21 protein-coding genes and 1 pseudogene are annotated in these 24496 nt (G+C 46.6%); 15 read left to right on the forward strand and 7 right to left on the reverse strand.

Features of this window, described 5'->3' with window-relative positions; translation table 11 throughout:
• The 3 genes from GKG41_RS06255 to GKG41_RS06265 are packed head-to-tail and all read left to right on the forward strand — an operon-like array spanning window position 1 to window position 2427.
• Window positions 1-615 (forward strand): LysE family transporter, encoded by a 615-nt coding sequence (locus GKG41_RS06255; RefSeq protein WP_154257686.1) that lies wholly within the window; start codon window positions 1-3, stop codon window positions 613-615.
• 19 nt (window positions 616-634) lie between these two features.
• A complete protein-coding gene (locus tag GKG41_RS23405; RefSeq protein ID WP_243140979.1) occupies window positions 635-1237 on the forward strand; it encodes a cyclophilin-like fold protein in 603 nt (200 codons plus the stop codon).
• Window positions 1238-1248: 11 nt separating this feature from the next.
• Window positions 1249-2427 carry a MalY/PatB family protein gene (locus GKG41_RS06265; protein ID WP_154257687.1) on the forward strand — a complete coding sequence of 393 codons (1179 nt, stop codon included), beginning with the start codon at window positions 1249-1251 and terminating at the stop codon, window positions 2425-2427.
• A gap of 44 nt (window positions 2428-2471) precedes the next feature.
• On the opposite strand, the gene GKG41_RS06270 is transcribed toward GKG41_RS06265, so the two are convergent.
• From GKG41_RS06270 to GKG41_RS06280, 3 genes are read right to left on the reverse strand one after another with little or no spacing between them, the layout of a single operon-like run.
• The gene (locus GKG41_RS06270; RefSeq protein WP_347563285.1) at window positions 2472-4352 is read right to left on the reverse strand and encodes an extracellular solute-binding protein; all 1881 of its coding nucleotides are present in this window, start codon (window positions 4350-4352) and stop codon (window positions 2472-2474) included.
• A complete protein-coding gene (locus GKG41_RS06275; protein ID WP_347563286.1) occupies window positions 4352-5191 on the reverse strand; it encodes an ABC transporter permease in 840 nt (279 codons plus the stop codon). The genes GKG41_RS06270 and GKG41_RS06275 overlap by 1 nt, the downstream gene beginning before the upstream one ends.
• On the reverse strand, window positions 5163-6236 hold the full coding sequence (locus GKG41_RS06280) for an ABC transporter ATP-binding protein (protein ID WP_154257689.1): 1074 nt from the start codon (window positions 6234-6236) through the stop codon (window positions 5163-5165). The genes GKG41_RS06275 and GKG41_RS06280 overlap by 29 nt, the downstream gene beginning before the upstream one ends.
• Window positions 6237-6510: 274 nt before the next feature.
• On the opposite strand from GKG41_RS06280, the gene GKG41_RS06285 reads away from it, so the two are divergent.
• The 6 genes from GKG41_RS06285 to GKG41_RS06310 all read left to right on the forward strand — a co-directional run bounded on the left by GKG41_RS06285 (window position 6511) and on the right by GKG41_RS06310 (window position 12931).
• The gene (locus tag GKG41_RS06285; RefSeq protein WP_154257690.1) at window positions 6511-7581 is read left to right on the forward strand and encodes a lactonase family protein; all 1071 of its coding nucleotides are present in this window, start codon (window positions 6511-6513) and stop codon (window positions 7579-7581) included.
• A 140-nt stretch (window positions 7582-7721) separates the two neighbouring features.
• Window positions 7722-8663: a magnesium transporter CorA family protein gene (locus GKG41_RS06290; RefSeq protein WP_154257691.1), complete on the forward strand. Its 942-nt coding sequence runs from the start codon at window positions 7722-7724 to the stop codon at window positions 8661-8663.
• Window positions 8664-8675: 12 nt separating this feature from the next.
• Window positions 8676-9500 (forward strand): rhomboid family intramembrane serine protease, encoded by an 825-nt coding sequence (locus tag GKG41_RS06295; protein ID WP_154257692.1) that lies wholly within the window; start codon window positions 8676-8678, stop codon window positions 9498-9500.
• A gap of 16 nt (window positions 9501-9516) precedes the next feature.
• Window positions 9517-10953 carry a pyruvate kinase gene (gene pyk / locus GKG41_RS06300; RefSeq protein ID WP_154257693.1) on the forward strand — a complete coding sequence of 479 codons (1437 nt, stop codon included), beginning with the start codon at window positions 9517-9519 and terminating at the stop codon, window positions 10951-10953.
• A gap of 26 nt (window positions 10954-10979) precedes the next feature.
• On the forward strand, window positions 10980-12257 hold the full coding sequence (locus GKG41_RS06305) for a diaminopimelate decarboxylase (RefSeq protein ID WP_154257694.1): 1278 nt from the start codon (window positions 10980-10982) through the stop codon (window positions 12255-12257).
• A gap of 242 nt (window positions 12258-12499) precedes the next feature.
• On the forward strand, window positions 12500-12931 hold the full coding sequence (locus GKG41_RS06310) for a hypothetical protein (protein WP_154257695.1): 432 nt from the start codon (window positions 12500-12502) through the stop codon (window positions 12929-12931).
• A 93-nt stretch (window positions 12932-13024) separates the two neighbouring features.
• Here the strand turns inward: GKG41_RS06310 and GKG41_RS06315 are convergent, their stop codons facing one another.
• The 4 genes from GKG41_RS06315 to GKG41_RS06330 all read right to left on the reverse strand — a co-directional run bounded on the left by GKG41_RS06315 (window position 13025) and on the right by GKG41_RS06330 (window position 17231).
• Entirely contained in the window at window positions 13025-15055 is a 2031-nt protein-coding gene (locus GKG41_RS06315; RefSeq protein WP_154257696.1) for a 3'-5' exonuclease, read from the reverse strand.
• Window positions 15048-15899, reverse strand: coding sequence for an AraC family transcriptional regulator (locus GKG41_RS06320; RefSeq protein WP_154257697.1), 852 nt, complete (start codon window positions 15897-15899; stop codon window positions 15048-15050). Before GKG41_RS06320 ends, GKG41_RS06315 begins: the two co-directional genes overlap by 8 nt.
• Window positions 15900-16032: 133 nt before the next feature.
• Window positions 16033-16623 (reverse strand): nitroreductase family protein, encoded by a 591-nt coding sequence (locus GKG41_RS06325; protein WP_154257698.1) that lies wholly within the window; start codon window positions 16621-16623, stop codon window positions 16033-16035.
• Window positions 16624-16736: 113 nt separating this feature from the next.
• Window positions 16737-17231: a VOC family protein gene (locus tag GKG41_RS06330; protein ID WP_154257699.1), complete on the reverse strand. Its 495-nt coding sequence runs from the start codon at window positions 17229-17231 to the stop codon at window positions 16737-16739.
• A gap of 333 nt (window positions 17232-17564) precedes the next feature.
• Between GKG41_RS06330 and GKG41_RS06335 the strand changes: the two genes are divergently transcribed.
• From GKG41_RS06335 to GKG41_RS06365, 6 genes and pseudogenes are all read left to right on the forward strand, one after another.
• Window positions 17565-18770 carry a sugar ABC transporter substrate-binding protein gene (locus GKG41_RS06335; RefSeq protein ID WP_154257700.1) on the forward strand — a complete coding sequence of 402 codons (1206 nt, stop codon included), beginning with the start codon at window positions 17565-17567 and terminating at the stop codon, window positions 18768-18770.
• Window positions 18771-18862: 92 nt separating this feature from the next.
• Window positions 18863-19846 (forward strand): hypothetical protein, encoded by a 984-nt coding sequence (locus tag GKG41_RS06340; RefSeq protein WP_154257701.1) that lies wholly within the window; start codon window positions 18863-18865, stop codon window positions 19844-19846.
• Entirely contained in the window at window positions 19846-21351 is a 1506-nt protein-coding gene (locus GKG41_RS06345) for a sugar ABC transporter ATP-binding protein (RefSeq protein WP_173015529.1), read from the forward strand. Before GKG41_RS06340 ends, GKG41_RS06345 begins: the two co-directional genes overlap by 1 nt.
• A 173-nt stretch (window positions 21352-21524) precedes the next feature.
• Window positions 21525-22339, forward strand: a pseudogene (locus GKG41_RS23410) (ABC transporter permease).
• A gap of 30 nt (window positions 22340-22369) precedes the next feature.
• Window positions 22370-23344, forward strand: a complete 975-nt coding sequence (locus tag GKG41_RS06360; protein WP_154257705.1) for an aldo/keto reductase — start codon at window positions 22370-22372, stop codon at window positions 23342-23344.
• A gap of 161 nt (window positions 23345-23505) precedes the next feature.
• Window positions 23506-24486, forward strand: coding sequence for a flavodoxin family protein (locus GKG41_RS06365; protein ID WP_154257706.1), 981 nt, complete (start codon window positions 23506-23508; stop codon window positions 24484-24486).
• Window positions 24487-24496 lie beyond the last annotated feature (10 nt).

Raw genomic sequence — 24496 nt, forward strand, 5'->3', positions numbered from 1 at the left:
ATGGGTTTATTTTTAATAAAGGGAATCCTTATCGGCCTTCTCTTCGGCGTGCCGGCCGGGGCGGTTGGGGCAATGACAGCACAGAGAACCTTGAATTACGGTGTAAAAGCAGGTCTTATAACCGGTATGGGGTCCTCTGCCGCCGACTGCCTTTATGCTTGTGTCGGAGCATTTGGCTTCACTCTTATTTCAGACTTTCTGCTAAAATACCAAAACAACATTAATCTGGCCGGGGGGTGCCTGATTTTGGGAATGGGTATACGGATGCTTATAATGAAAAGCAGTAAGGCGAAAGATACACCGGATTCTACCAATGGAATCCAGATGTTCGTTTCTTCCTTTGCGGTAGGAATGACGAATCCGGCTGCGATTCTCACTTTCCTGTTTGCATTTTCCTGGTTTGGGATTTATGGGCAGACAGGGCTGGCAGAAGGGATCGGTTTGGTTTGCGGCGTTTTTATTGGAACGTACATCTGGTGGGTAACTCTTTCCGGTGCAGCGGCCATCTTCAAGAAAAAATCAAAAAAGGATTACTTACCTGTTATGAACCGGATGTTTGGGCTCATATTAATTCTTTTTGGAGCAGTGATTCTGGCTCGGGATTTTCTACATTAAACAAAAAGGGAGCACTATTATGAAAAAAGGATATTGCAGCGTGTTGCTGGTACTTCTTTCCGTAATGGTACTGTGTGCCTGCGGAAACAGTGCAGATGGAGATCAATCGTTTCATCCACCATTAGGGGAAGAAACACACAGTGTGGAAAGTTCAGGTGGGGAAGACGGAAATACTTTGGCAGAAATTACGGAGGATATATCCGCGGATGGAGAAAAGGCATCCCCGGATGAGAGTACAGGTAACAGTAAAGAGACAGGGGGTGCACAGATGCAGGAAATGACAATAGAAGTAGGAGGGCAGAAATTTCAGGTGTCCTTATATGATAATGAAACAGTACGTGCGTTTCGGGAAAAACTTCCTATGACACTTGATATGGAGGAATTGCATGGAAACGAAAAATTCTACTATCTGGATGAGGGACTGCCCGCCAATTCTGAAAATGTAGGAAGCATTAAGGCTGGGGATATTATGCTGTTTGGTTCTGACTGCCTTGTTCTGTTCTTCGAGGAGTTCAGCACCTCATACAATTATACCCGAATTGGTCATATCGATGAGGAAGAAGCGTTTGTAAGTGTACTGCCAGGAGGAACTGTGGAAATAACCTTTGAGGCAGGAGAATAGGAGGGAATACAATGGAATTTCAATTTGATAACATAATTGACCGGAGAAATACAGATTCTATGAAATGGGATGTGAAGCCAAACGAACTGCCCATGTGGGTGGCGGATATGGACTTTCAGCCGGCCCCGCAAATCAGGTCATGTATGATTGAAAGAGCAAAACATGGCGTGTTTGGGTATACGCAGGTATCGGATGAATGGTATCAGGCTTATCAGACTTGGTGGGGGAAACGCCATGGTTTTGAGATACAAAAGGACTGGCTGGTTTTCTGTACCGGGATTGTGCCTGCTATATCAAGTGTCGTCAGAAAGATGACCACAGTGGGAGAAAATGTTTTGGTTATGACACCTGTGTACAATATATTTTTTAATTCCATTTTAAACAACGGGAGACATGTACTGGAAAGCGGGCTGAAATACGATGGAAAAGAGTATCATATTGACTTTGACGACTTGGAAGAGAAACTGTCAAATCCCCAGACCACCCTTTTGATTTTATGCAATCCCCATAATCCAATCGGTAAGATATGGGACAGAGAAACCTTAGAGAGGATTGGGGACTTATGCAGGAAACACCATGTACTGGTACTATCGGATGAAATCCATTGCGATCTGACAGAACCAGGATGGGAATACACTCCCTTTGCCAGCGTTTCCGAAAATTGCCGGAGAAACAGCATTACCTGTGTGGCGCCCACAAAGGCGTTTAACCTGGCTGGAATCCAGACTGCTGCGGTAATTGTCCCGGAGGATAACCTACGGCACAAGGTCAGCCGGGGTCTGCACACGGATGAGGTGGCAGAGCCAAATGTATTTGCCGCTGCTGCACCAATCGCCGCATTTACCTGCGGCAGAGAATGGCTGGATGCCCTGCGGGAATATCTATGGGAAAACAGGAGATTTGCAGAGGATTATATCAAAAGGGAAATCAAAGGAATATCTGCTGTTTCTGCCAGAGCTACTTATCTGCTTTGGCTTGACTGCAGGAATATAATTGGAAACAGCACAGAATTTTGCCGTTTTATCCGCAGCCACAGCGGTCTTTATCTTTCTGACGGAAACGAGTACCGGAATGGAGAAGGGTTTCTGCGTATGAACCTTGCCTGCCCCAGAAAACAGGTGGAAGATGGGTTGAAACGCCTGAAGGAAAGTGTCCCGGCTTATGAGGCATGGGTTTGCAGGCAGTGCTAAGAGAGGGGGAAGAATTATTCTTCCCCCTTAAGGTATACTCTATGTTAGCTGGATTTCACTTTATTCCAAAGCTCATTATAATAACTGTCCACATCATCTCCCAGGAAGCGGAAGGTCTCACAGTTTTCCAGATCTTCCCCAGTGGGAAATGCGATCCGGCTGTTTCTGATATCTTCATCTTCTATCAGCTTGCGTCCCTCCAGATTCGGGGTGGAATACGTGATGAACTCAAAATTCATGAGGGCTATGTCCGGGCGGCAGAGAAAGTTGATAAAGGCTTCTGCATTCTCTTTATTTTCCGCATTTTTGGGGATTACCCAGGAATCGATCCAGACGTTTGAGCCTTCCTTTGGGATTACATATTCCAAATCGTGGTTTTCTCTCTGTGTATAGATTGCCTCTCCGGAATAAATGACGCCGATGGCTGCCTCATTGCCTATCATTTTATCCCTCACCTGATCAATAACATAGGCCTGTACCAGGGGCTTCTGTTCGATGAGATCATTCGTGGCCTGGGTAAGTTCTCCTACCTCTGTGGAGTTCAGAGAATAGCCCCGGCGCTTAAGAGCCACGGCAAAAGCATCCCGGACACTGTCCTGCATGAGAATGTTGTCCTTATAAGTTTCATCCCACAATACGTTCCAGCTGTCAATGGGTTCATCCACCATTGTTTTGTTGTAGAGGATGCCCACAGTGCCGAAACAGTAGGGAACCGAGTATTTGTTTTCCGGGTCAAAGCTTTTTGACTGCTCCATATAAGTAGGGTCAATATTCTTTATGTTGGGCACATTGTCCCAATTGATTTCCGCCAGAAGATCGTTCTCAATCATGCGCTGAATCATATAATCAGAGGGACAGACCACATCATAGGAGATGGCATGGGAGAGAATCTTGGGATACATGATTTCATTGGTTTCATACTCCTCATACACCACATCAATTCCAGTTTCCTTCTCAAACAGTTCTATAGCCTCCGGATCTAGATATTCTCCCCAGTTATATACCACCACCTGCTCATTGGAGGAGGAGGTTCCCTGTACCCGGTAGAAGATTCCTCCCCCCACGATAAGGAGAATTAGTGTCACAGGAATTACCTGGCGTACGGGAAGACGTCTCTTCTTTGCCGAGGGATCTTTCCTGTCATTTTTGGATTCTTTCGGGGAGGTGTTTATAAGTATCATCAATAGGATAACTGTCACAAACAAAAGCGTGGACAGGGCATACATCTCAGGACGTATCCCTTTTCTCACTTCGGAATAAATTTTTGTGGACAGTGTGTCCACCCCAGGTCCCTTGGTAAAATGAGTGATAATAAAGTCGTCCAGGGACATAGTAAAGGCCATAAGAAATCCGGAAACCACACCGGGCAGAATATCCGGAAATACTACTTTAAAAAAGGCATACACCGGGGAGGCTCCCAGATCCAGGGCGGCCTCGTAGGTGCGCTTATTGGTCTGCCTGAGCTTAGGCATTACGCTTAAGATTACATAAGGTATGTTAAAAGTGATGTGCGCCAGCAAGATAGTGCTGAAGCCCAGGGTAAACCGGCAGGCGATAAACAGCAGCATCAGGGAGATGCCCGTGACAATATCTGCATTCAGCATAGGAATATTGGTGATGCCCATACAGATGGTCCTGGCCCGGGATTTCATGGAATGGATGCCGATGGATGCCGCAGTACCGATGACAGTCGCCGCAATGGCTGAGACAAATGCAATAATCAGTGTGGTGTAAAGGGCATTCATAATGGCATTGTCCTGGAACAGAGAGATATACCATTTTCCCGTGAATCCCCCCCACTTGGCTCTTGACTTAGAGGCATTAAAAGAGAGGATGATCAAGGTTCCGATAGGGGCGTACAGCAGGAATAAAATCAGTCCCAGATATATTTTTCTGCCCATAAAATGTGTCTTCTTCCGGTTCATCAGAACATACCTCCTTCCCCGTCTTTGTCGTATTTATTCATCACCGCCATACTCAGAAGGATAAATACCATCATGACCAGGGACAGACCGCTGCCCACATGCCAGTTGCTGCCCTGTTTGAACTTCTGTTCTATGACATTTCCGATTAGGAGGATCTTGCTTCCTCCCAGGAGGTCGGATATGACGAAGGTAGTCAGAGCCGGAACGAATACCATAATAATCCCGCTGATGACACCGGGCATGCTCAGAGGGAGTATGATCTTCCGAAAGGTATAAGCCTCCGTCGCCCCCAGATCCCGGGCGGCATTGATGATGTCCCTGTCGATTTTCAGCAGGGCGTTGTACAGGGGCAGCACCATAAAAGGCAGAAAGTTGTACACCATACCCAGGATAATGGCATAAGGCGTATTGATAATCTGCAGGGAGGGCAGGTGCAGAAACCCAAGTATCTGATTAATAATCCCGTTTTTCTCCAAAAGCGTCTGCCAGGCCATGGTGCGCAGAAGAAAATTCATCCACATGGGAAGAATAAAGATCAAGACAATAAAGCCGGACTGGCTGACATTCATATTCACCAGGATCATGGCCAGGGGATAGGCCAGAATCAGGCAGACCGCTGTGCTGATGATGGACAGGATCAGAGAGAGCCCCAGGGCCTTAAAGTTCTCCCGGGTGCCGATGGCCAAAAGATTGCTCAGGGTAAAGCCTCCGTCCTCCCCGGTGAGACCGTAATAAAAAATCATGGCGAGGGGTATGAGGATAAAGGCGGCGGCCCAGATAAGATACGGCCCTGTAAGTAACTTTTTATGACTATTCATCGATGGATACCGCCTCCTCATCCTCAGATTCTGGTTTGTTCATGATCTGTATATCAAAGGGATCTACATGGAGCCCCACCCGCTGGCCCACCGGGGACATATCTGTGCTGTGCACCAGCCAGCAGAAGCCGTTGGCCTCCACTTCCATTTCATAGTGCACACCTTTAAAGATCAGGTGGGTGACAATTCCCTGCATCGTCCCCTGACTGGGCTCCACAAGATCGATATCCTCCGGGCGGATGACCACATCCACCGGCTTGTTTTTTCCAAAGCCCACGTCCACACAGGGAAATTTCACCCCGAGTATCTCCACCAGCTTATCTTCCAGCATAATGCCGTCCAGAATATTGCTCTCACCGATAAAGTCAGCCACAAATGCATTCTGGGGTTCATTATAGATATCTTCCGGAGTCCCCATCTGCTGAATGTATCCCTGGTTCATAACAATAATTGTGTCAGACATGGTAAGGGCCTCTTCCTGATCGTGTGTCACATAGATAAAGGTGATTCCCAGTTCGTTTTTCAGACGGATAAGCTCATACTGCATATCCTGCCGAAGCTTCAGATCCAGTGCCCCCAGAGGTTCGTCCAGGAGCAGGACCTTAGGCTCATTGACAATGGCTCTTGCAATGGCCACCCGCTGCTGCTGGCCGCCGCTGAGAGAATCGGGGTATCTGCTGCCGAACCCCTCCAGATTCACCAGCTTTAAGGCGTAGTGGATCTTATCCCTGATATAGGTATCCGTCTTTTTTGCTATCTTAAGTCCGAAGGCAATGTTTTCCGCAATGGTCATGTGGGAAAAAAGCGCGTATTTTTGAAATACTGTGTTCAGATTCCGTTTGTTGGGAGGAAGGCTGGTAATATCCTCTCCGTCAAAAATTACCTGTCCGGAATCCGGTGTCTCAAAGCCGCCCATAATGCGCAGGGTGGTAGTCTTGCCGCAGCCGCTGGGGCCCAGAAGTGTCAGGAACTCATTTTCCCTTATGGAGAGATTCAAATTATCTAAAATCACCTGATCATCATAGGATTTCGTTATATCTATCAAATCAATTAAAATACGATCCATTTCCAGTCTCCTTTGTACGGGCGCTTTAACCGCCTGGCAAATAAGAAGTTTTTCCTTATTTGCCAGGCGGTTAAAGTACCATTCTTAGACAAATTATACAGGAAGAGGCAGGTATGTCAATACCATTTTTTTATGTTTTCCATAATAATAAGAAGAAATTTTACACACTTTTATCCTTTGGAAGGAAGATGTTAAAAATACGTAATAAGATTGTGCAAAGAAAAAGTTTGTGGTAGAATGTTTAAAGATTAGTGTAAAGTTAGGAGGGTATTGCATGAATAAAGACAAATATGTGGCATATGTAGGAACCTATACCCATGGAAGCAGTATCGGAATTCATCTGTATGATTTGAATGTGGAAGAAGGCACGATGAAGGAACGGAAAGTAATTCCTGTCAATAACTCTTCCCATATAGCAAAATCTAAGAACGGCAAATATCTGTACTCTATTGCAGACGAGGGTGTGGCCGTATTCTCCATAGCTCCCGACGGTGATCTTACCTTCATCAATCAGGTAGACATCGACGGCATGAGAGGCTGTCATCTGTCCACAGATGTGGACGGTAAATATCTTTTTGTTTCCGGTTATCATGACGGAAAGGTTACGGTAGTACATACCCACAGGGACGGCAGACTGGGCAGCGTCATGGATGGTGTGTTTCACAGGGGCCTGGGCAGCGTGGCTGAGAGAAACTTCCGCCCCCATGTGAGCTGTGTAAGGCCTACGCCGGACAACAAGTATATCTGTGCAGTGGACAATGGAATTGATCAGATTAAAATTTACCGGATCAATGACAGAACCCATAAGCTGGAGCTGGTGGATGTACTTAGATGTAAAAGAGAGTCTGCACCCAGAAATATCAAGTTCAGCAAAGACGGCAAATTTGCCTATGTAATATTTGAGCTGGCCAATACCATAGAGGTGTATTCCTACGACGGAAGCGGAAAACTGCCGCAGTTCGAACGCCTCCAGGAGATCAGCGTTCTGGCGGCCACAGATGATGAAAAGCACGATGCAGCTTCCGGAATCTGCCTGTCACCTGACGGAAGCCACCTGTTCTGCTCAACAGCGGGGGAGGATACCGTGGGAATGTTTGAAGTAGATCCCACCGCCGGACTTCTGGAGAAAAGATTTGTGCTGCCTATAAGCGGAGAGTACCCCAAGGATCTGGAGATATTCCCGGACGGAAAGCACATTGCAGTTGCCAATCATGCATCCAATACCATTACGACGTTTACAATTGACTATGATAAGAATATTTTAGTTATGAAAGGGAAACCACTGAAAGTAGAGACGCCGAATTGTATCCTCATATCTAAAATAGAAGAAAGCCCTGTGAATTAAGAAAGGAAGTGTTGTTCATGGAAGGTGGGCCTAGTCCTAGGTGGGATAGAATTTTTGAAAAAATGAATACTAAAGTTCTATAGGCAGGATGCGGCCATTTTTCGCTGCCCCCTGTCTGTAGGCAGCGAAAGGAGATAACCATGATTCGAGTTTTTAAGACAATGGATGGAAATATCCATCAGGTAAATGAGGCAACAGAGGGCTGCTGGGTGGCACTCACAGATCCAACGGCAACAGAGCTGTTCGAGATCTCCAACAAATACGGGATAGAGGTGGACGATCTCAGGGCGCCTCTGGATGAGGAAGAGCGTTCCCGTATTGAAGTAGAGGATGAATATACCCTGATTCTGGTGGATATCCCGGTCATAGAAGAGCGGAACGACAAGGACTGGTATGGGACCATCCCTCTGGGTATAATTGTAACAAAGGAAATGATATTTACTGTCTGCCTGGAGGACACCCTGATTCTGGAGCGTTTTATGGACGGCCGTGTCAGGAATTTCTATACGTATATGAAGACAAGATTTATACTTCAGATTCTGTATAAGAATGCCAGTATGTATCTGCATTATCTGCGCATTATTGATAAGAAGAGTGTGGAGGTGGAAGAAAAACTCCACCTGTCTACCAGGAACCAGGAGCTGATAGAGCTTCTGGAGCTGGAAAAGAGTCTTGTATACTTCACCACGTCTCTTAGGGCCAACGAGGTGGTTTTGGAAAAGCTCCTAAAGGTGGAGAGCATTAAGCAGTATCCGGAAGACACAGACCTTCTGGAAGACGTTATTATTGAGAATAAACAGGCCATTGAGATGTCGAATATCTACAGCGGGATTCTAAGCGGTATGATGGACGCCTTTGCCTCTGTAATTTCAAACAATCTGAATATTGTGATGAAGTTTCTGGCAACAGTAACCATTGTAATGTCCATACCAACCATGATTTTCAGCGCGTACGGCATGAATGTCAACAGCGCGGGGATGCCCTTTGCGGGAAGTCCCTACGGATTTTTGATTGTGATTTTACTGTCTCTGCTGTTAAGCCTTGTGGTTGCTTTTATTTTCTCAAAGAAAAATCTATTTTAAGTAAGGAGCATTATGAAGTTTTTCAATAAATTAGAACGAAAATATGGAAGATATGCAATTTCAAATCTGACCAGATATATTATCATCTGCTATGTGATAGGGTATCTGCTTGCACTGGCGGCGCCATGGCTTCTTACCATACTTACCCTGGACCCTGGTAAAATTCTGCACGGGCAGGTCTGGCGTCTGGTAACGTGGGTTTTAATTCCTCCCGGAGGACTTAGTATATTTACTATCATTATGCTGTTTTTCTATTATTCTTTAGGGTCAGCACTTGAGAAAACCTGGGGGGATTTCCGATATAATATGTATATTCTTACAGGACTCGTGGCAACCGTGATTGGTTCCTTTATCCTGTTTTTTGTGTCAGGGGGCAGCAACTACAGCGGTGCCTTCAGCACATACTATATTAACCTGTCAATCTTTCTGGCTTTTGCAGCCAGCTATCCGGATATGCAGGTACTGCTCTATTTTGTAATTCCCATCAAAATTAAGTGGATGGCATACCTGGATATCGCATACCTGGCCATTTCCTTCTATCAGTCCGGCTGGGGGGGACGGGTGGCAATCATCGCATCCCTGTTTAACTTTATTGTATTTTTCTTCGCCACCAGGGACTTAAACCGGATATCTCCAAAGGAAATCCACAGAAAGCAAAAGTTTGCCAAAGCAGTGAACCCCACCCGCACCGGGGATGGGGTGACAAAGCACAAATGTGCAATCTGCGGCAGGACTGAAAAGGACGGAGCCAACCTGGAGTTCCGTTTCTGCTCCAAATGCAATGGGAATTATGAGTATTGTCAGGATCATTTATTTACACATGAACATGTAAAGTAGAGGAGACAAGGAATCTATGAGAAAAACAAAAATTATTTGTACGATGGGGCCGAACACGAATAAAAAGACAACCATGAGGGCATTAGTAAAGAATGGCATGGATGTTGCAAGATTCAACTTTTCCCACGGAGACCATGCAGAGCAGCAGTCCCGGATTGATCTTCTGAAGAATGTCCGGGAAGAGCTGAACAAACCGGTAGCTCTTCTTTTGGATACCAAAGGTCCGGAGATTCGAACCGGGCTGCTGGAAGACGGAAAAAAAGTGACCCTGCGGGAAGGGGAAGAGTTTACCCTCTATACGGAAGAGCTTGTGGGCAATGAAAAAGGATGTTCTATTACGTATCCCGGACTTGTAAGAGATGTTGATGCGGGCAATAAAATTTTAATAGACGACGGTCTGATTGAGCTGGAAGTAGAAAAAGCAAAGGCAGGGAAAATTATCTGCAAAGTTTTAAACGGCGGAGAGCTGGGCGAGAGAAAAGGCGTGAATGTGCCAAATGTGAAGGTAAAACTGCCGGCAATCACGGAAAAAGACAAAGAGGACATTCTCTTCGGGATCCAGCAGGAGTTTGATTTTATCGCTGCTTCCTTTGTGCGCAACGCTGCCGCTATCAAAGAGATCCGGAAGCTGCTGCGTGATAACGGCGGAGAGCATATTGCCATCATCGCCAAGATAGAGAACGCAGAGGGCGTGGAAAATATTAACGAGATTATCAGTGTCTCCGACGGCATTATGGTAGCAAGAGGGGATCTGGGGGTAGAGATACCTGCACAGGAAGTGCCCCATATACAAAAAGAGATTATAAGCAAATGCAACATGAAATACATTCCGGTTATCACAGCCACACAGATGTTGGATTCTATGATCCGCAATCCAAGACCTACCAGGGCGGAAGTGACAGACGTGGCCAATGCAGTCTACGACGGAACGGATGCGATAATGCTCTCCGGAGAGACCGCTGCGGGCAAATATCCCATTGAGGCCCTTAAGATGATGGGTGAGATCGCGGAGGCCACAGAGCCTTATGTGGATTACCGTTCCCATATGCTGCACAGAAGCATGTTCCGGGAAACCAGTGTATCCAGTGCAGTGGGAATTGCAGCAGTGCAGACAGCCAAGAACATTAATGCAGACTGTATCGTCACACCTACCATTTCCGGACAGACCGCAAGGCTGATCTCCAGTTTCCGTCCGGAAGTTCCTATCTATGCAGTGACGCCAAATGAGTCTACACAGCACAAGATGCAGCTCTACTGGGGGGTGACTCCACTAAAGGGATATGAAAAAGATACCACAGAGCACATCATTAACCATGCCATGGGTACGGTAAAAAGAAAACGTTTGGTAAAGAAGGGGGATCTGGTAGTCTTCACAGCCGGAGATCCTGCGACCAACACCAGAACCGGTGAGGGAGCCATTACCAACATGATGCATGTGGTAGAGGCAAAATAGCAGAAACAAAACGAGGAGATGAAAAAATGACTAAAGAACCATTCGTTACATACGAAAAACTCAAAGAGATCAATGAAGCTTATCCCACCCCTTTTTATCTCTATGATGAAAAGGGGATTCGGGAGAATGCGCAGGCGGTAAAAGAGGCGTTTTCCTGGAACCCGGGGTTTCGGGAATACTTTGCAGTAAAGGCCACGCCCAATCCCTTCCTGATTGATATCCTGAGGGAGTATGGCTGCGGCTGTGACTGTTCTTCTATGACAGAGCTTATGATGGCCCATGCCCTGGGCTGCAGGCCGGAGGAAATTATGTTCTCTTCCAACGCAACTCCTGCGGAAGAGTATCAGTATGCCAGAGAGATAGGGGCTATCATTAACCTGGATGATATTACCCACATTGATTTTCTGGAACAGGTAACAGGGAGCATTCCGGAAACCATCAGCTGCCGCTATAATCCCGGAGGATTATTTAAGATCAGCAATGATATTATGGACAATCCGGGGGACGCCAAATACGGCATGACCACAGAGCAGCTGTTTGAGGCTTTCCGCACATTAAAGGCAAAGGGAGCAAAGGAATTTGGCATTCACGCTTTCCTGGCCAGCAATACTGTGACGAATGAGTATTATCCCATGCTGGCAAAGGTACTTTTTGAGGTTGCGGTTAAGCTTCAGAGAGAGACCGGCGCCCATATTAGTTTTATCAATCTTTCCGGTGGAATCGGAATCCCTTACCGCCCGGATCAGGAGTCCAATGATATCCGTGTGATTGGGGAAGGAGTCCGCAAAGTATATGAGGAAGTCCTTGTCTCTGCAGGGATGGGGGATGTGGCTCTCTATACAGAGCTGGGACGCTTTATGATGGGGCCTTACGGCGCCCTGGTGACAAAGGCAATCCATGAGAAGCATACCCACAAAGAATACATTGGCTGCGATGCCTGTGCCGTAAACCTTATGCGGCCGGCTATGTATGGGGCCTACCATCATTTGACCGTTATGGGAAAAGAGGATTCCCCCTGTGACCATATGTATGATGTGACAGGTTCTCTCTGTGAAAACAATGACAAATTCGCTATTGACCGGATGCTTCCCAGGATCGACAAAGGGGATCTGCTGTTTATCCATGATGCCGGAGCCCATGGATTTTCCATGGGGTATAACTATAACGGAAAGCTGAAATCTGCGGAGCTGCTTTTAAAAGAGGACGGAAGCGTGCAGATGATACGCAGAGCGGAGACTGCAAAGGATTATTTTGCAACTTTTGACTGTTTTGACATCTATCAGAAACTAGTGTCTGACAAATAATATACGATAGCAGGGGGAAGCATTTGCTCCCCCTTTTTTCATGTGCAAAATATCACTGCCTGCATGAAAGGAAGAAATAGGATGGAAGAATTTACCAATTAATGGTATAATAGAATAGGTTGCATAGTAAACCATTGGAAAAAAGGATAAAAGGGAGGAGTCCTACATACGGCAGCATGGTGCGGATCACTGGTTTAGCATTGCCTTCTGGCAATGCCTTAAGGATTGAGGGAGGAAATGATATGAAGTGTCCAGATTGTGAAGCGGAGATTTGTGCAGGTCTAAAGACCTGCCCGGAATGCGGCTATGATTTTGAGTATGAAAAAGAAAAACAAGAATCGTCTGATGTACCCGAGCAGACAATGCAGGGAGGTCCTGCCGGTCTGACGGAGCGAATCAAAGGGAAAGTCTTAGTATTGCTGGGAATCGGTGCGGTGGTCCTGGCGATTATCTGCGGAATTGCTGTTTACAGCTGGAACAGAGATTCTGGTGAACAGAATGCAGGAAAAGAATCCGGGACAGGCTTCACTGAGGTACAGAAGAATGCTCTGCAGGGCAGTACAGCGGAGGCGAAAGCACAGACTATGGCGTCTGTGCTGTTTTTCTGTATAAAGAAGGAGGGCCAGTATCCCTTAGGGATACTGGCTTATGAAAAAGAAAAAGTTTTGCGTTAGGTTGTTGGCCTCTTAACAATTATTATAATACACGGTAAGTGTGATAATTCTGTGATGGAAGATTGAAGAAAAGATGAATAAAAACTTAAAGAATTAAGACTTCTTTTCTATAAAGGTCAGCGTCAGGCGGTGCATGGCTCTGGTGCAGGCAATATAAAGCAGCCTTCTGTCAAAGGCTGAGGACCAGTGTGACTTGTGGCCTCCGGGTAGGATGACTTCGTCAAATTCCAGCCCCTTTGCCATCCGTACGGACGTGACAGTAACCCCATTTTTAAAGCAGGAACTCTCCGGGGTAAGTAAATGTATCCTGCATTTCCGGGAAAGAATGTGATACAGATTTTCTGCTTCCTTTTCTGTTTTGAGTATAATCCCCAGAGATGCCAGGTTTCCTGAACGAAAATCACAAATAGCTTTATATATATACTGAACCTCTTCCCCTTTGCTTTTCAGACAGAGAATTCCCGGCTTTTCACCGTGCCGTTTTACCGCCTCCATGGAAGGGACATCCTGAAACTGTCTGGCAAAGGTAATTATCTCATAGGTAGAGCGGTAGCTTTTATTCAGTGTGATATATTCAGCTTCCGGATAAAGGCGGCGGATGTCTTCCGGTGTATGCAGATGAGAGGGATTCAGCCCCTGCCCAAAGTCTCCCAGAATGGTCTTGGTACAGGGAAAGAGAAGATTAATCACTGCATACTGAACAGGGGTATAATCCTGCATCTCGTCTATAACCAGATGCCTGGTAAGACGGCTGGTCTTTAGGCCGTCAAAGGCTGAAGCCAGATAAAGATAGGGGCAGACATCAGCCCATTCAAGTTCTTTTTGCCCAGAAAGTTTAAGCATATCTGGGGCATGGATCGATCGGTAAAAGGCTTTGTAGAGTGACAGAGAGCTTTTTACGGTAAGCATACCGGCAAGCGATTTTTGAATGGAGGTTACAGTGGGAAATTCATCCTCCATGATAAGATCTGTTTTTAAACGGTCACAGATATCCTCTGCAGTCCTTCTAAGCCGTTCTCTGACAGAAAGACTTTGATAGGATAAAAAACGTTTTTTGATCCAGGCACCTGGTATGGTATAAGAACCCAAAGAATAATCCAAAGGGTGAAACACCAGTTCCGGCACCTGTTTTTTGTATGCCTCCAAAAGAGAGAGGAACTGCAGCGTGGATTTAAAGCGCATGCGCTGTATCCATTTGGCATCCTGCACCGCAAGGGGATCTCTTTCCCTCTCAAATCTAAGGGTATGTCCCAGCTGGATGCCGGCAATCTCTGCCAGGCTCAGTTCATAAATAGGTTCTTCCCCCAGTTCAGGAATGACATTCGAGATATAATCCCCAAACACCTTATTGGGTGACAGAATGGCAATATTATTGGCATTCAGCTGCCCCCTGAACCGGTAGAGGAGAAAGGCTATCCGGTGAAGGGCGATGGAAGTCTTCCCGGACCCTGCTACGCCCTGGATGATAAGAGTCTGTACTTTTTCTTTTCGGATAATCTGATTCTGCTCTTTTTGAATGGTGGATATAATAGACTTCATCTTCTCGTCAGAGGTATGGCTTAATTCCTTCTGGAGAATATCGTCCTGGACCGTGGCGGAGGTTTCCAGGGTGTACTCTATGACGCCGTCCTTAATTTTAAACTGTCTTTTTCTGGTCAGTTCTCCCTCTATCCTTCCCTCTGGGGCCGCATAACCCGCAGGTCCCAGCTCACAGTCATAAAACATACTGGATATGGGGGCGCGCCAGTCAAAAATAAGAGGCCGCTTTTCACAGAAGAAAGCAGACCTCCCGATATAAAAAGCTTCCGGCACCTCCTCTCCCTGGAAACGAAAATCAATCCGTGCAAAATAGGGGGATTCCTTCAGACGTGTCAGTCTGTTCCGGATTTCAACGGCAAATGCCCCTGTCTGGTCCGTCTGTTTCAGCAGCAGTTCGTTTTGGAACATTTCGTGAGGGTCAAGCTCTCCCCGGTTTTCTGCCATATATCTTTTAGCATTTCTGTAATCGCTGTCCAGATTCTGTACCGATTCCTCGGCTTTCTTCAGGGCTTCCTCCAGCTTTGCAAGAGTCAGTTTCAAGTGCTTTTGTTCATCTGGAAAGGAAATGGTATGCTCTTTACTCATGGGATGCCTCCTGCCTGAGGACAAATTGCTGGGTGGGGTAGCCGAACTCTTCCAGCAGTTCTCCTTCAGCAAATCCAAGTTCTTTTATTGTCTTTCGGTGTCCTGTGTCAGCCCGATCCCCCCTGCGGAATGTGGTCGTGGTGATTTCCCTGCCTTTTAGGCATTCATTCATCACTTTACCCAGAAATGCCCGGGGAATCCCTTTTTTTCTGTACAGGGGATGGCATCCCAGGAAATCAATGCTCCCCCTGTTGTATGAGAAGAGCAGGATTCCAACTGCCGTTTTTCCATCTTTTACGATTAAGGCCTGTCTGGTGCGAATACGGTGCTTTAGCTCTGAGAGATATTCCTCTTCTTTCAAATGGGGAAATCCGTCAATCACAAGACGGACCAATTCCATCCAGCAGGGGATATCTTCTTCTACAGCAAAGGCAATTTCCCATAAGACATCATCTTTCCGGTTCAGCATCTGATAACTTCCCTCCAATTCAAACCTCAGCTGCAGAGGATAGAACTCCTCATTCTCCCTGTACCGGCTGGGCGGTATCTTGTACATTGCAGTAAATACAGAAGTAAAGGACTGCTGGCTTTCAAAGCCCGCATCCAGGGCAATCCCAAGGATGGGACGGTCGGAAAAAACCAGCAGTTTAGCGGCCTCAGTAAGCCGCCTTCTCTGCAGATAGTCGTGGATCGTAAGTCCTGTGGCCTCGGTAAACATACGGTGAAGGTAATATTTAGAATAGTGAACCGCCTCTGCGACAGCATCCAGGTCAGGGGCCTCTGCAAGATGCGACTCAATATAGTCAATGACAGATAAAATACTGCCGACACTGTTCTTTGGCATATGTGCAGCCTCCTTTCAAGCATTATTAGGCTGATACAGCAGTTTGTCTTCTGGCTGTTCTGCTGCCAGCAAGAGCATTATACCTGAAAAGTAATCACATTTTTTAATCATTCTTGCTGTTTTACAGGAAGTCTCAGACCCTCCATTCCACCACATCAGAGAATGGCTTTCTGGGCCTGGCAGAGGGAGCTTCCTTGGGATAGCCAAGGGAAAGCGCCGCAAAAAGGGTCCCCTGGGGATTCAGCCACGCCTGGAGTTCTTCCAAAGCAAAAAAGATATCACAGATCCACAAGCTTCCCAGGCCCAGCCCGGCTGCTGCCAGGGTCATATTCTCAATGGCAGCTCCCACAGACTGTGCATTGCAGATTTCAAAAATCCGGTCTTCTTCCGTCAGTGGTTCTGACAGGTTAAGCCCGAGAGGGTTGGTGATAAAAATAGTAACCGGAGCCTGTCTCATGATTTCCAGAGTATTCCGTGCTCCCCCAAGATGCTGCCGGCAGCCGGGAAGCAGAGGGGTTCGGGATTCCCGGTCCAGTCCCTGCTCCATGGCTTTTAGCATATCAGACTTAGAACTCCCGGAAACTACTGTGAATTTCCATGGCTGTCTGTTTTTGGAAGAGGGTGCAAGGATTCCGGCCTGCAGGATCTCTTCTATGAAAGGCCGGGGTATGGGAGTGTTTTTATATTTTCGGATACTTCTTCTTTCGGCTATGGTACTCAGCATATTATGATTCCTCCTGATTGTAAGTATTCCTATTATATCACATTCCCATGGCAAACAAAATGTGGCCCCCTATGACTGGAAAACCGATCATAGGAGGCCATAAAAGTATCTGATTATTTAGGATCGTAATCAATAGCCGGACGTCCCGGTGCGATGTTGCGGTAGCATTCTACGATTAATCCCAGATCTTCCCGCAGATCAAGATAAGAGAAGTCCATGAGGTTATTCATGGCCTGACCGCGGATCCATGGCTCACTGCCTTTTTCTTCTCTGTATTTTGCCAGGACATCGTCATACTGGTCCTCAGTTACAACAGCAATATGATGTATCCCCGGACCGTGTTCATCCAGCCATTCTTTGTACGGGGTATCGCCGATAGGTTCAATCAACTCAAACTCCATTCCGTATCTATGTAAGAAGGCCATCTTAGACACTTTTCCTTTAAAGGGCTTTCCGTCTATTTTTAGGTCTTCACAGGGGCCTTCATTGCACATATAAGACACTTCCCATGGACCCATGCCCAGTTTTTCTTCGAAGTTTTTTACGGAAGTATCTACATCTCTTACGATGATACCGATTTGTAATAATTGCTTAAATGCAGGTTTCATGATATGTTCCTCCTCATTCCTTATGTTTTGTGATGAGACAATCATACATCGAAAAAAAACATGTGTCAATACTTTTGAAAAAATATTTATTAAAAGTATAAAAAAAAGATTGACAAACAGATATGCGTATGAAATAATGTGCTTAAGTTAAATGTGATACGAATTCCACAAAACGGCGCGCAGGAGTTCATGCGTAACACAAAGTGACATGTTGCTAATCTAATAGAGGAACAGGGGGGAGAGCCGGGAAAATAAGAGGTAAGAATTAAAACCACAATCTGCATCGAGAAGTTCTGTTTAGTACTTATTATAGGGAAAAGAAAGGATAGGATTATGAAAAATAGGATGAAGAAAATTATGGCCCTTTTGTTAGCCGGAGTTATGTGCGTAAGCCTCAGTGCCTGCGGATCGGGAGATGACAAGGAAAGTAAGGAAAGCAGCAGTACAGATAAGAAAACAGAGGCTAAAACAGGGATGACCATAGCACAGAATAGCTTTGTATCCGGGGATTATGCATTTGGAATTATGAAAAAGGCTTCTGAGGTTGTGATAGAGGGAAGTCAGAATACACTGAATGAATTGACAGACAATGCAAATATCAATAATGTTCAGTCAGATGTAGAGAACATGATTAATTCTGGTGTTGACGGGGCACTTTGGTGGGGAGTTCTGGACTCTTATTTCCAGGTGGGTCCCCAGCAGTTCAACGAAGCCGGCGTTCCCTTTGCTTTCTTCGACTGTGCACCGTCCACAGAAGAGATACAGGCGCCTATCGATGAGATGGAATACTATGCAGGCAGCTGTATCGGGGATAACGAGGCATTCGGGGAGCAGATGGCAGAACAGGCACTGGCAGACGGATGCAAAGAAGCCATCGTATTTGCCAATGAAATCGGGAGCAGCGTAGCGATCCGTGCGGAGAAATTTAAAGAAGTATTCGAAGCCGGCGGGGGAAAGGTGGACGAGATCTCTCATGTTTCTACTACATCCAATGCCCACATTGAGGCAACCCAGAATATGCTGGCCACCTATCCGGATGTAGACTGTATCTACGGTGTTTCCATTGCCTACGCGCTGGGTTCCTATACAATTACCTCCCAGATGCCGGACCGAAAGATTAATATTTATGCTACAGACATTACCCCGGACTCCTTAGACTATCTGAAAAACAACAGCATTCAGGGGTTAAACGGAGGACACTGGGTTGAAAACTATGTGGCCGCAGCGCTGCTTCTCAACACCATTGACGGCAAGAAAACTACAGATGAGGATGGGAAGCCATTAAATCTGGTTGTAGATCCTGTAGTTATCACACCGGCAACAGCTGATCTGTATCAGAAGTTCTGGATTGACGAAATGCCCTATTCTTACGACGAAATTAAGAATCTTCTGTACCGTGAGAATCCGGATGTGACTGCAGCTGATTTCACTGATTTTGTAGAAAATTATTCTGTAGAAAGTGTACTGAAAAATAAGCTGGATGCCGGAAAAGTGACCCAGGAAGAACTGGATGCAGCAGGCATAACAATTGAGAAATAGCAGACGGACATCAATCGGAAGAAATACGGTTCCGGGCTCTTCAGCGGTAAATCTGTCTGGAGAGTCCGGCCAGTAAGAAATGGAGTAGTTGTATGAGTGACAAGAAATCTTTCTTATCCCAGGAGACCCGTCAGGGTCGGATCCTAAATATGCTAATTTATCCCGTGCTCTTTTTGGTGGCTGTACTTATTATGAACATTGCCGTGGGAGGTGCCCTGCTGACGCCAAAAAATCTCAGCATCATTTTTGTTAACTGTGTTCCCAATGTATTTGTTGCGTGGGGTGTCAGCTACATATGGTCAACAGGCCCTGATTTTTCCTGTGCTGCAGGTATGGTTCTGGCCGGACAGGTTGGGGGAATTCTCGCGGTAAATTATCCTCTGGGATATCTGGGAATGTTCGGGGGATGCATTCTGTGTGCGGTGGTTCTGCAGCTGATATCCACGGGGATCCGGGTAAAATTAAATATGAGGCCCTGGGTAATCGGAATTGCCATGTGTCTCATCTATGAATCCTTCGGCATTATGTACTCTACCGCCTGTGCGGCAAAGGGGCATGAGACCGTGACAATACCCTCCGGATTGTGTGCAGGAATAACGAAAATGCCGTGGATTGTAATTCTTCTGGCCGCAGGCATTATCTTTATGTATCTTCTTCACACCAGAACCAGCTTTGGATTGAATTACCGGGCATTATCCTGCAATGAGTATGTAGCGGAGCATATGGGGATTAACCGGAAAAAGACCATTTACATCGGGGTAAGCATCGGAGCAGTTATGATGGCGATAGCAGGAGCTCTGACCATGATTCTCAGCAGCCGGATTACGGTTGCTTCCAATCTTGGAAGCTTCGGATCCATTTCCAAAGGACTCTGCGCATGGCTCTTGTCCTCCGGAATGGACAATAAAGTGAATCCTCCTACCGCTATCTTTATCAGTGCATTGTTTATCGCTGTAATATTCAACTTCCTGACAAGGCTGGGGGTTCCCCAGGGTACCTGGCTGGATACAATCTTAGGTGCGTTTATTATACTGTTCTTATGTATTTCTGCACGCACTTCCAAGGAGGCGGTTTAATGGCAAAGGAGATTATATTTGAGGCAAAAGGCATTAATAAATTTTTCGGGCCAACCCATGCAAACAGAGATATCAGCCTGACCGTTGAGAAGGGAAAAATCCACGCGCTGGCCGGGGAGAACGGTTCCGGAAAATCTACGCTCCTGGGAATTATCTGCGGACTTCACGGCTGTGACAGCGGTACAATGAAGATGAACGGTGAAGAGTACTGCCCTAAAAGCCCAATCGAGGCAAATGATAAAAAAATCGGATATGTAGTTCAGGAGCTGGGTCTTATCAATACCCTTCCTGTTGCGGTAAATATGTATATCGGACATATGGAAAGATATAAAAAGATGGGGATTCTGGACATGAACCGCATCTATGCAGATGCAAAGACAGAACTGGGCAAATACGGGTTTGCAGGCGTTCATCCCAGATATCCTGCAGGAGCCCTGTCTGTGGAAAAGAGAAAAATTGTTGAGGTAGTGAAAGCACTTTCCATTCAGCCGGATATACTGATTCTGGATGAAACCACCCAGGCATTATCCTACGACAATAGAAAAAAATTATATACCATCATACATAAAGCAAAAGAGAGAGGGACCGCAGTGCTGCTGGTTACCCATGATCTGGAGGAAATGGTGGAACTGGCTGATGAGGTCACTGTTCTGAAGGACGGGGCGGTATCTGCCGACTTAAGCGGCGATGAGATCTGTGTAGACCGTATCCGAACGGCCATGGTAGGACGGGAGATGGTAGGCAGCTATTACCGCAATGACTGGACCCCGTCCCACAGCGGGGAGGTATCCCTGCACGTAGAGGGGATCAGTGCAAAAGGCCACTTTTCTAATGTGAGCTTTGACTTGCATAAAGGGGAGATACTGGCCATCTGCGGCCTGTCTGATGCAGGGATTCATGAGGTGGGGAAAGCACTCACAGGCATTATAAAGACAAATTCCGGTGTGATAAAAGAGACGGAGGGAGGCAGGGAGATCAAAACTCCCCAGGATGCCCTGAATGCAAAAATAGCATATGTTCCAAAGGATAGGGATCATGAGGCACTGATGATGAATACTAACATTCGATCCAACCTGTATATGCCCTCCACAAAAGAACTGGCTGGCGGGGCAAGATTCATAAACCCCAAGAGTGCTTCCAGGCTTGCTAAAAAGGCCATTGACCGGTTTAATGTGCGCTGCCTGGGAATGAATCAGGCAATTGCCGCACTTTCCGGAGGAAACAAACAGAAAATCAGTATCGGCCGTTGGCTTATTAAGGACTTGAACATTCTGATTATGGACTGTCCTACCCGGGGAGTGGATGTATCGGTGAAGCAGTACATTTATGAACTGATGCAGCAGCTGAAAAAGGACGGCAAGTCTATGATACTGATTGCAGACGAGATGGCTGAGGCAATCGGGATGGCAGATCATCTGCTGATTATGAAAAATGGTGAGGTATCAGGGGTTCTGGATAGAAGTGACCTTCTGACAGAAGCACAGGTAATAGAGGTGATGATATGAGAAAAAAATATAGAATTGCCTGGGGGAGTATTGCGCCGGTATTGTTTATATTGTTCCTGATTATAGTTCTGGCAGTACTGACAGAGGGAAGGCTGATCCAGTCGAACACATTAAAATCCCTGCTTACACAGTCCATCGGCTACCTGATCGGAGGGCTGGGAATGATTTTTGTCATGGCTCTGGGCGAGATCGATATGTCCATGGGAGTGAATGTGGCATTATCCTGTGTCACGGCAACCGTTCTGGTGGGAGAACAGGGATGGCTGGCAGTCGTATTGTGCAGTATGGTAATCGGAGCGCTCATCGGCGCAGTGAATGGCCTTTTTGTGGCACTGTTCCATGTACAGGGATTTATGGTTACCATTGCCCTCCAGATAGGGCTTCGGGGGGCGATCAAAGGAATTTTCCTGTTAATCCCCGATGGCCGTATTACCTTTAACCAGGAGATTTTAAAGTTTAATACACTTTCAATTAAGCTTACAATTTTAATCATTGCCGTGTTGGCTGTGGTTTATCTGATGGAATTTTCTCCCTACGGCAGCAAGCTAAAAGCTGTGGGGAAAGTGAAGTGTGTGCTTTTATGTCAGGGATACCTGTGAAAAAAGTGAAAGCTGCGGCCTATATTCTCAGCGGACTTTTCGCGGGGCTTGCCGCATTATTTATGTGCAGCCGTCAGGGGGGAATCACTTCAGATACGGGGTCCGGGTTTGAGATGACTGTGATGCTGGGCATGTTCCTGGGCGGTATCCCTGTAGAAGGGGGAATGGAGACGAAGCTTTTTAAGACCATCATAGGCCTGCCCTGCCTGATTATTATACAAAGCGGACTGACTATTCTTGGTGTGGATGCCGGCATCTACCAGTTTGTGGAGGCAGTTATCCTTCTGATCGTCATCATAATGACCCACTTCCTTAAAAATTACACAAAGCAGAGGGATGAAAAGATCATGGCACAGGTGCTTCTGGAAGAGGAAGCAAAACAGGCATAAATAGAATTTATATAAAAGGAGAACAAAGACATGGAATATTCTAAAATTACAGGAATTGACAAAAAAGTAAGCCGTTTTATTGTGGGTACAATGGCAATTGTGGACAGAGAGGATCTCACGGAGGATTTTAAACGCCTGGACGATGCCCTTGAGATGGGAATCAATACCCTGGATACTGCAATGGGATACGGACGGGGAACCACTGAGATTGCCCTGGGAAAATATTTTAAGAGCAGGGGGAACCGGGAGGACATCTTCCTTATCAGCAAGGCCTGCCATCCGTCACCCTGGAGAACCCGTGTAAACACCTTTGACCTGGAAGCGGATTTGAATGATGCCCTGGTAAAAATGAATACCGATTATATTGACCTGTATATGCTCCACAGAGATGATGTGACCAAGCCGGTGGGACCCATTATGGATACCTTATATAAATACTATAAAGCCGGTAAGATTCTGGGCTATGGTGTATCCAACTGGACCGTAGAGAGAATCGAGGAGGCCAATGCTTATGCGAAAGACAACAATATCCCTCCCCTTATCGTATCCAGCCCCAACTACAGCCTGGCTCAGCAGTATGCAGAACCCTGGGCTCCGGGCTGCGTAACGGTTAGCGGTCCGGAAAATGCAAAAGCAAGACAATGGTACGCCGAAAACCAGATGCCGGTGCTGGCCTATTCCAGTATGGCCAGAGGGCTGTTCTCGGGCAGAATCACCCGTGAACAGTGGGAAAACCGTCCGGAAGAGATTGACCCGGTTTGTGCGAAAGCGTACTGCGGGGATACAAACTTTACCAGACTGGAGCGGGCAGCCGAATTAGCAGAAGAAAAAGGAGTTTCTATTCCCCAGGTTGCACTTGCATTTATTCTCTGCGGAAAAATGAATGTATTCCCTATCGTAGGTGCGGCAAACAAGGAGGAGCTCGCTTCCAGCGTCGGGGCTTTGGAGGTGAAACTGACAGAGAAGGAAGTGGAATGGCTTGATTTGGAGAGAGATTGCAGATAAAGAGGCCCCACTCATTTTCCGGGAATGTATGAATTCTCAATCAGGATAAAGCAGGGGGCTGTACCGTTGCCCCCTGCTTTATCTGTGCGCTGGCAGCGATTTACCCCCGGCTGAAGATTTTTGGATCTACATATATCAGATGGATTTATAAGGAGGAAAACATGAAAGTATTAGGAATCTCTTTTGGCAGAAAAGGCCAGAATTGCGACATTGTCTGTAAGCAGGCATTGTTAGCGGCAAAGAAATCAGGTGCTGAAGTAGAATTTATCAATACCTGTCATTTGAACATAGACCGATGTACCGGATGCGGGGCATGTGACAGAAGAATGGAAAAGGGAGGTCCCTGCAGATGTGTCATAAAAGACGATTTTCCGTTTCTGGAAGAACATATACTTGAAGCGGACGGCATCATTTTGTCGGCTCCTGTCTATGTGCTGGGACCGGTGGGACAGTTTAAAAATCTTACGGATCGGCTGGGTCCCTCCCACGATCGGGCTTATATGATGCAGCAGCAGCAGAAACGTATGGCGGAGGGAAAAACCAAAGAAGAACTCATGGATGAGAGGTTATTTAAAGACAGGTTTTTAGGTCTCATCTCAGTAGGGGGTGCCAGAACAGAGAACTGGACCTCTCTGGGACTTTTGAATATGCATCTGTTTGCCCCCTCTATGCAGATGACGGTGGTTGACCAGATGAATGTCTATGGCATGGGAGACAGGGTGAGTCCGGTGCTGGATGAGAGACTGATGGAACGGCTGGCAGCGATGGGAGAACACGTGGCCGCCTCAGTGGGGACACCCCGGGAAGAGGCAAAATGGTACGGGGATGACAAGGGGCTGTGCCCCGTCTGCCATAACAGAACCTTTACCATTAAAGATGCCCGGCATGTGGAGTGTCCCATCTGTGGAATGTACGGGGAACTGAAACTTCAGGGGGAGGATGTCAGGGTGGAATTTTCACCGGAACAGATCGCTCAGTGCAGATACCGTACCCAGGGAGTAATTGACCACAGAAATGAGATAGATTCTATGACAAAGCGTTGCATCCGTGTAATCCGGGAACAGGGGGAGCAGATCAAAGAACTGCTGAAACCGCTGGATGAGATTCAGGAGCTGGACAGGAAAGAATTTACTGAAAAGTAAAGGGGAGGCA

Source organism: Lactonifactor sp. BIOML-A5 (assembly GCF_009677585.1).
Lineage (GTDB): Bacteria > Bacillota > Clostridia > Lachnospirales > Lachnospiraceae > Lactonifactor.

Bases quoted from the DNA above. Each gene is read 5' to 3' on its own strand.
- GKG41_RS23405 (WP_243140979.1), top strand. From the start codon at position 635: ATGAAAAAAGGATATTGCAGCGTGTTGCTGGTACTTCTTTCCGTAATG.
- GKG41_RS06265 (WP_154257687.1), top strand. From the start codon at position 1,249: ATGGAATTTCAATTTGATAACATAATTGACCGGAGAAATACAGATTCT.
- GKG41_RS06335 (WP_154257700.1), top strand. From the start codon at position 17,565: ATGAAAAATAGGATGAAGAAAATTATGGCCCTTTTGTTAGCCGGAGTT.
- GKG41_RS06270 (WP_347563285.1), bottom strand. From the start codon at position 4,352: ATGAACCGGAAGAAGACACATTTTATGGGCAGAAAAATATATCTGGGA.
- GKG41_RS06285 (WP_154257690.1), top strand. From the start codon at position 6,511: ATGAATAAAGACAAATATGTGGCATATGTAGGAACCTATACCCATGGA.
- GKG41_RS06340 (WP_154257701.1), top strand. From the start codon at position 18,863: ATGAGTGACAAGAAATCTTTCTTATCCCAGGAGACCCGTCAGGGTCGG.
- GKG41_RS06305 (WP_154257694.1), top strand. From the start codon at position 10,980: ATGACTAAAGAACCATTCGTTACATACGAAAAACTCAAAGAGATCAAT.
- GKG41_RS06255 (WP_154257686.1), top strand. From the start codon at position 1: ATGGGTTTATTTTTAATAAAGGGAATCCTTATCGGCCTTCTCTTCGGC.
- GKG41_RS06280 (WP_154257689.1), bottom strand. From the start codon at position 6,236: ATGGATCGTATTTTAATTGATTTGATAGATATAACGAAATCCTATGAT.
- GKG41_RS06320 (WP_154257697.1), bottom strand. From the start codon at position 15,899: ATGCCAAAGAACAGTGTCGGCAGTATTTTATCTGTCATTGACTATATT.
- GKG41_RS06330 (WP_154257699.1), bottom strand. From the start codon at position 17,231: ATGAAACCTGCATTTAAGCAATTATTACAAATCGGTATCATCGTAAGA.
- GKG41_RS06295 (WP_154257692.1), top strand. From the start codon at position 8,676: ATGAAGTTTTTCAATAAATTAGAACGAAAATATGGAAGATATGCAATT.
- GKG41_RS06275 (WP_347563286.1), bottom strand. From the start codon at position 5,191: ATGAGGAGGCGGTATCCATCGATGAATAGTCATAAAAAGTTACTTACA.
- GKG41_RS06315 (WP_154257696.1), bottom strand. From the start codon at position 15,055: ATGAGTAAAGAGCATACCATTTCCTTTCCAGATGAACAAAAGCACTTG.
- pyk (WP_154257693.1), top strand. From the start codon at position 9,517: ATGAGAAAAACAAAAATTATTTGTACGATGGGGCCGAACACGAATAAA.
- GKG41_RS06345 (WP_173015529.1), top strand. From the start codon at position 19,846: ATGGCAAAGGAGATTATATTTGAGGCAAAAGGCATTAATAAATTTTTC.
- GKG41_RS06325 (WP_154257698.1), bottom strand. From the start codon at position 16,623: ATGCTGAGTACCATAGCCGAAAGAAGAAGTATCCGAAAATATAAAAAC.
- GKG41_RS06290 (WP_154257691.1), top strand. From the start codon at position 7,722: ATGATTCGAGTTTTTAAGACAATGGATGGAAATATCCATCAGGTAAAT.
- GKG41_RS06360 (WP_154257705.1), top strand. From the start codon at position 22,370: ATGGAATATTCTAAAATTACAGGAATTGACAAAAAAGTAAGCCGTTTT.
- GKG41_RS06365 (WP_154257706.1), top strand. From the start codon at position 23,506: ATGAAAGTATTAGGAATCTCTTTTGGCAGAAAAGGCCAGAATTGCGAC.
- GKG41_RS06310 (WP_154257695.1), top strand. From the start codon at position 12,500: ATGAAGTGTCCAGATTGTGAAGCGGAGATTTGTGCAGGTCTAAAGACC.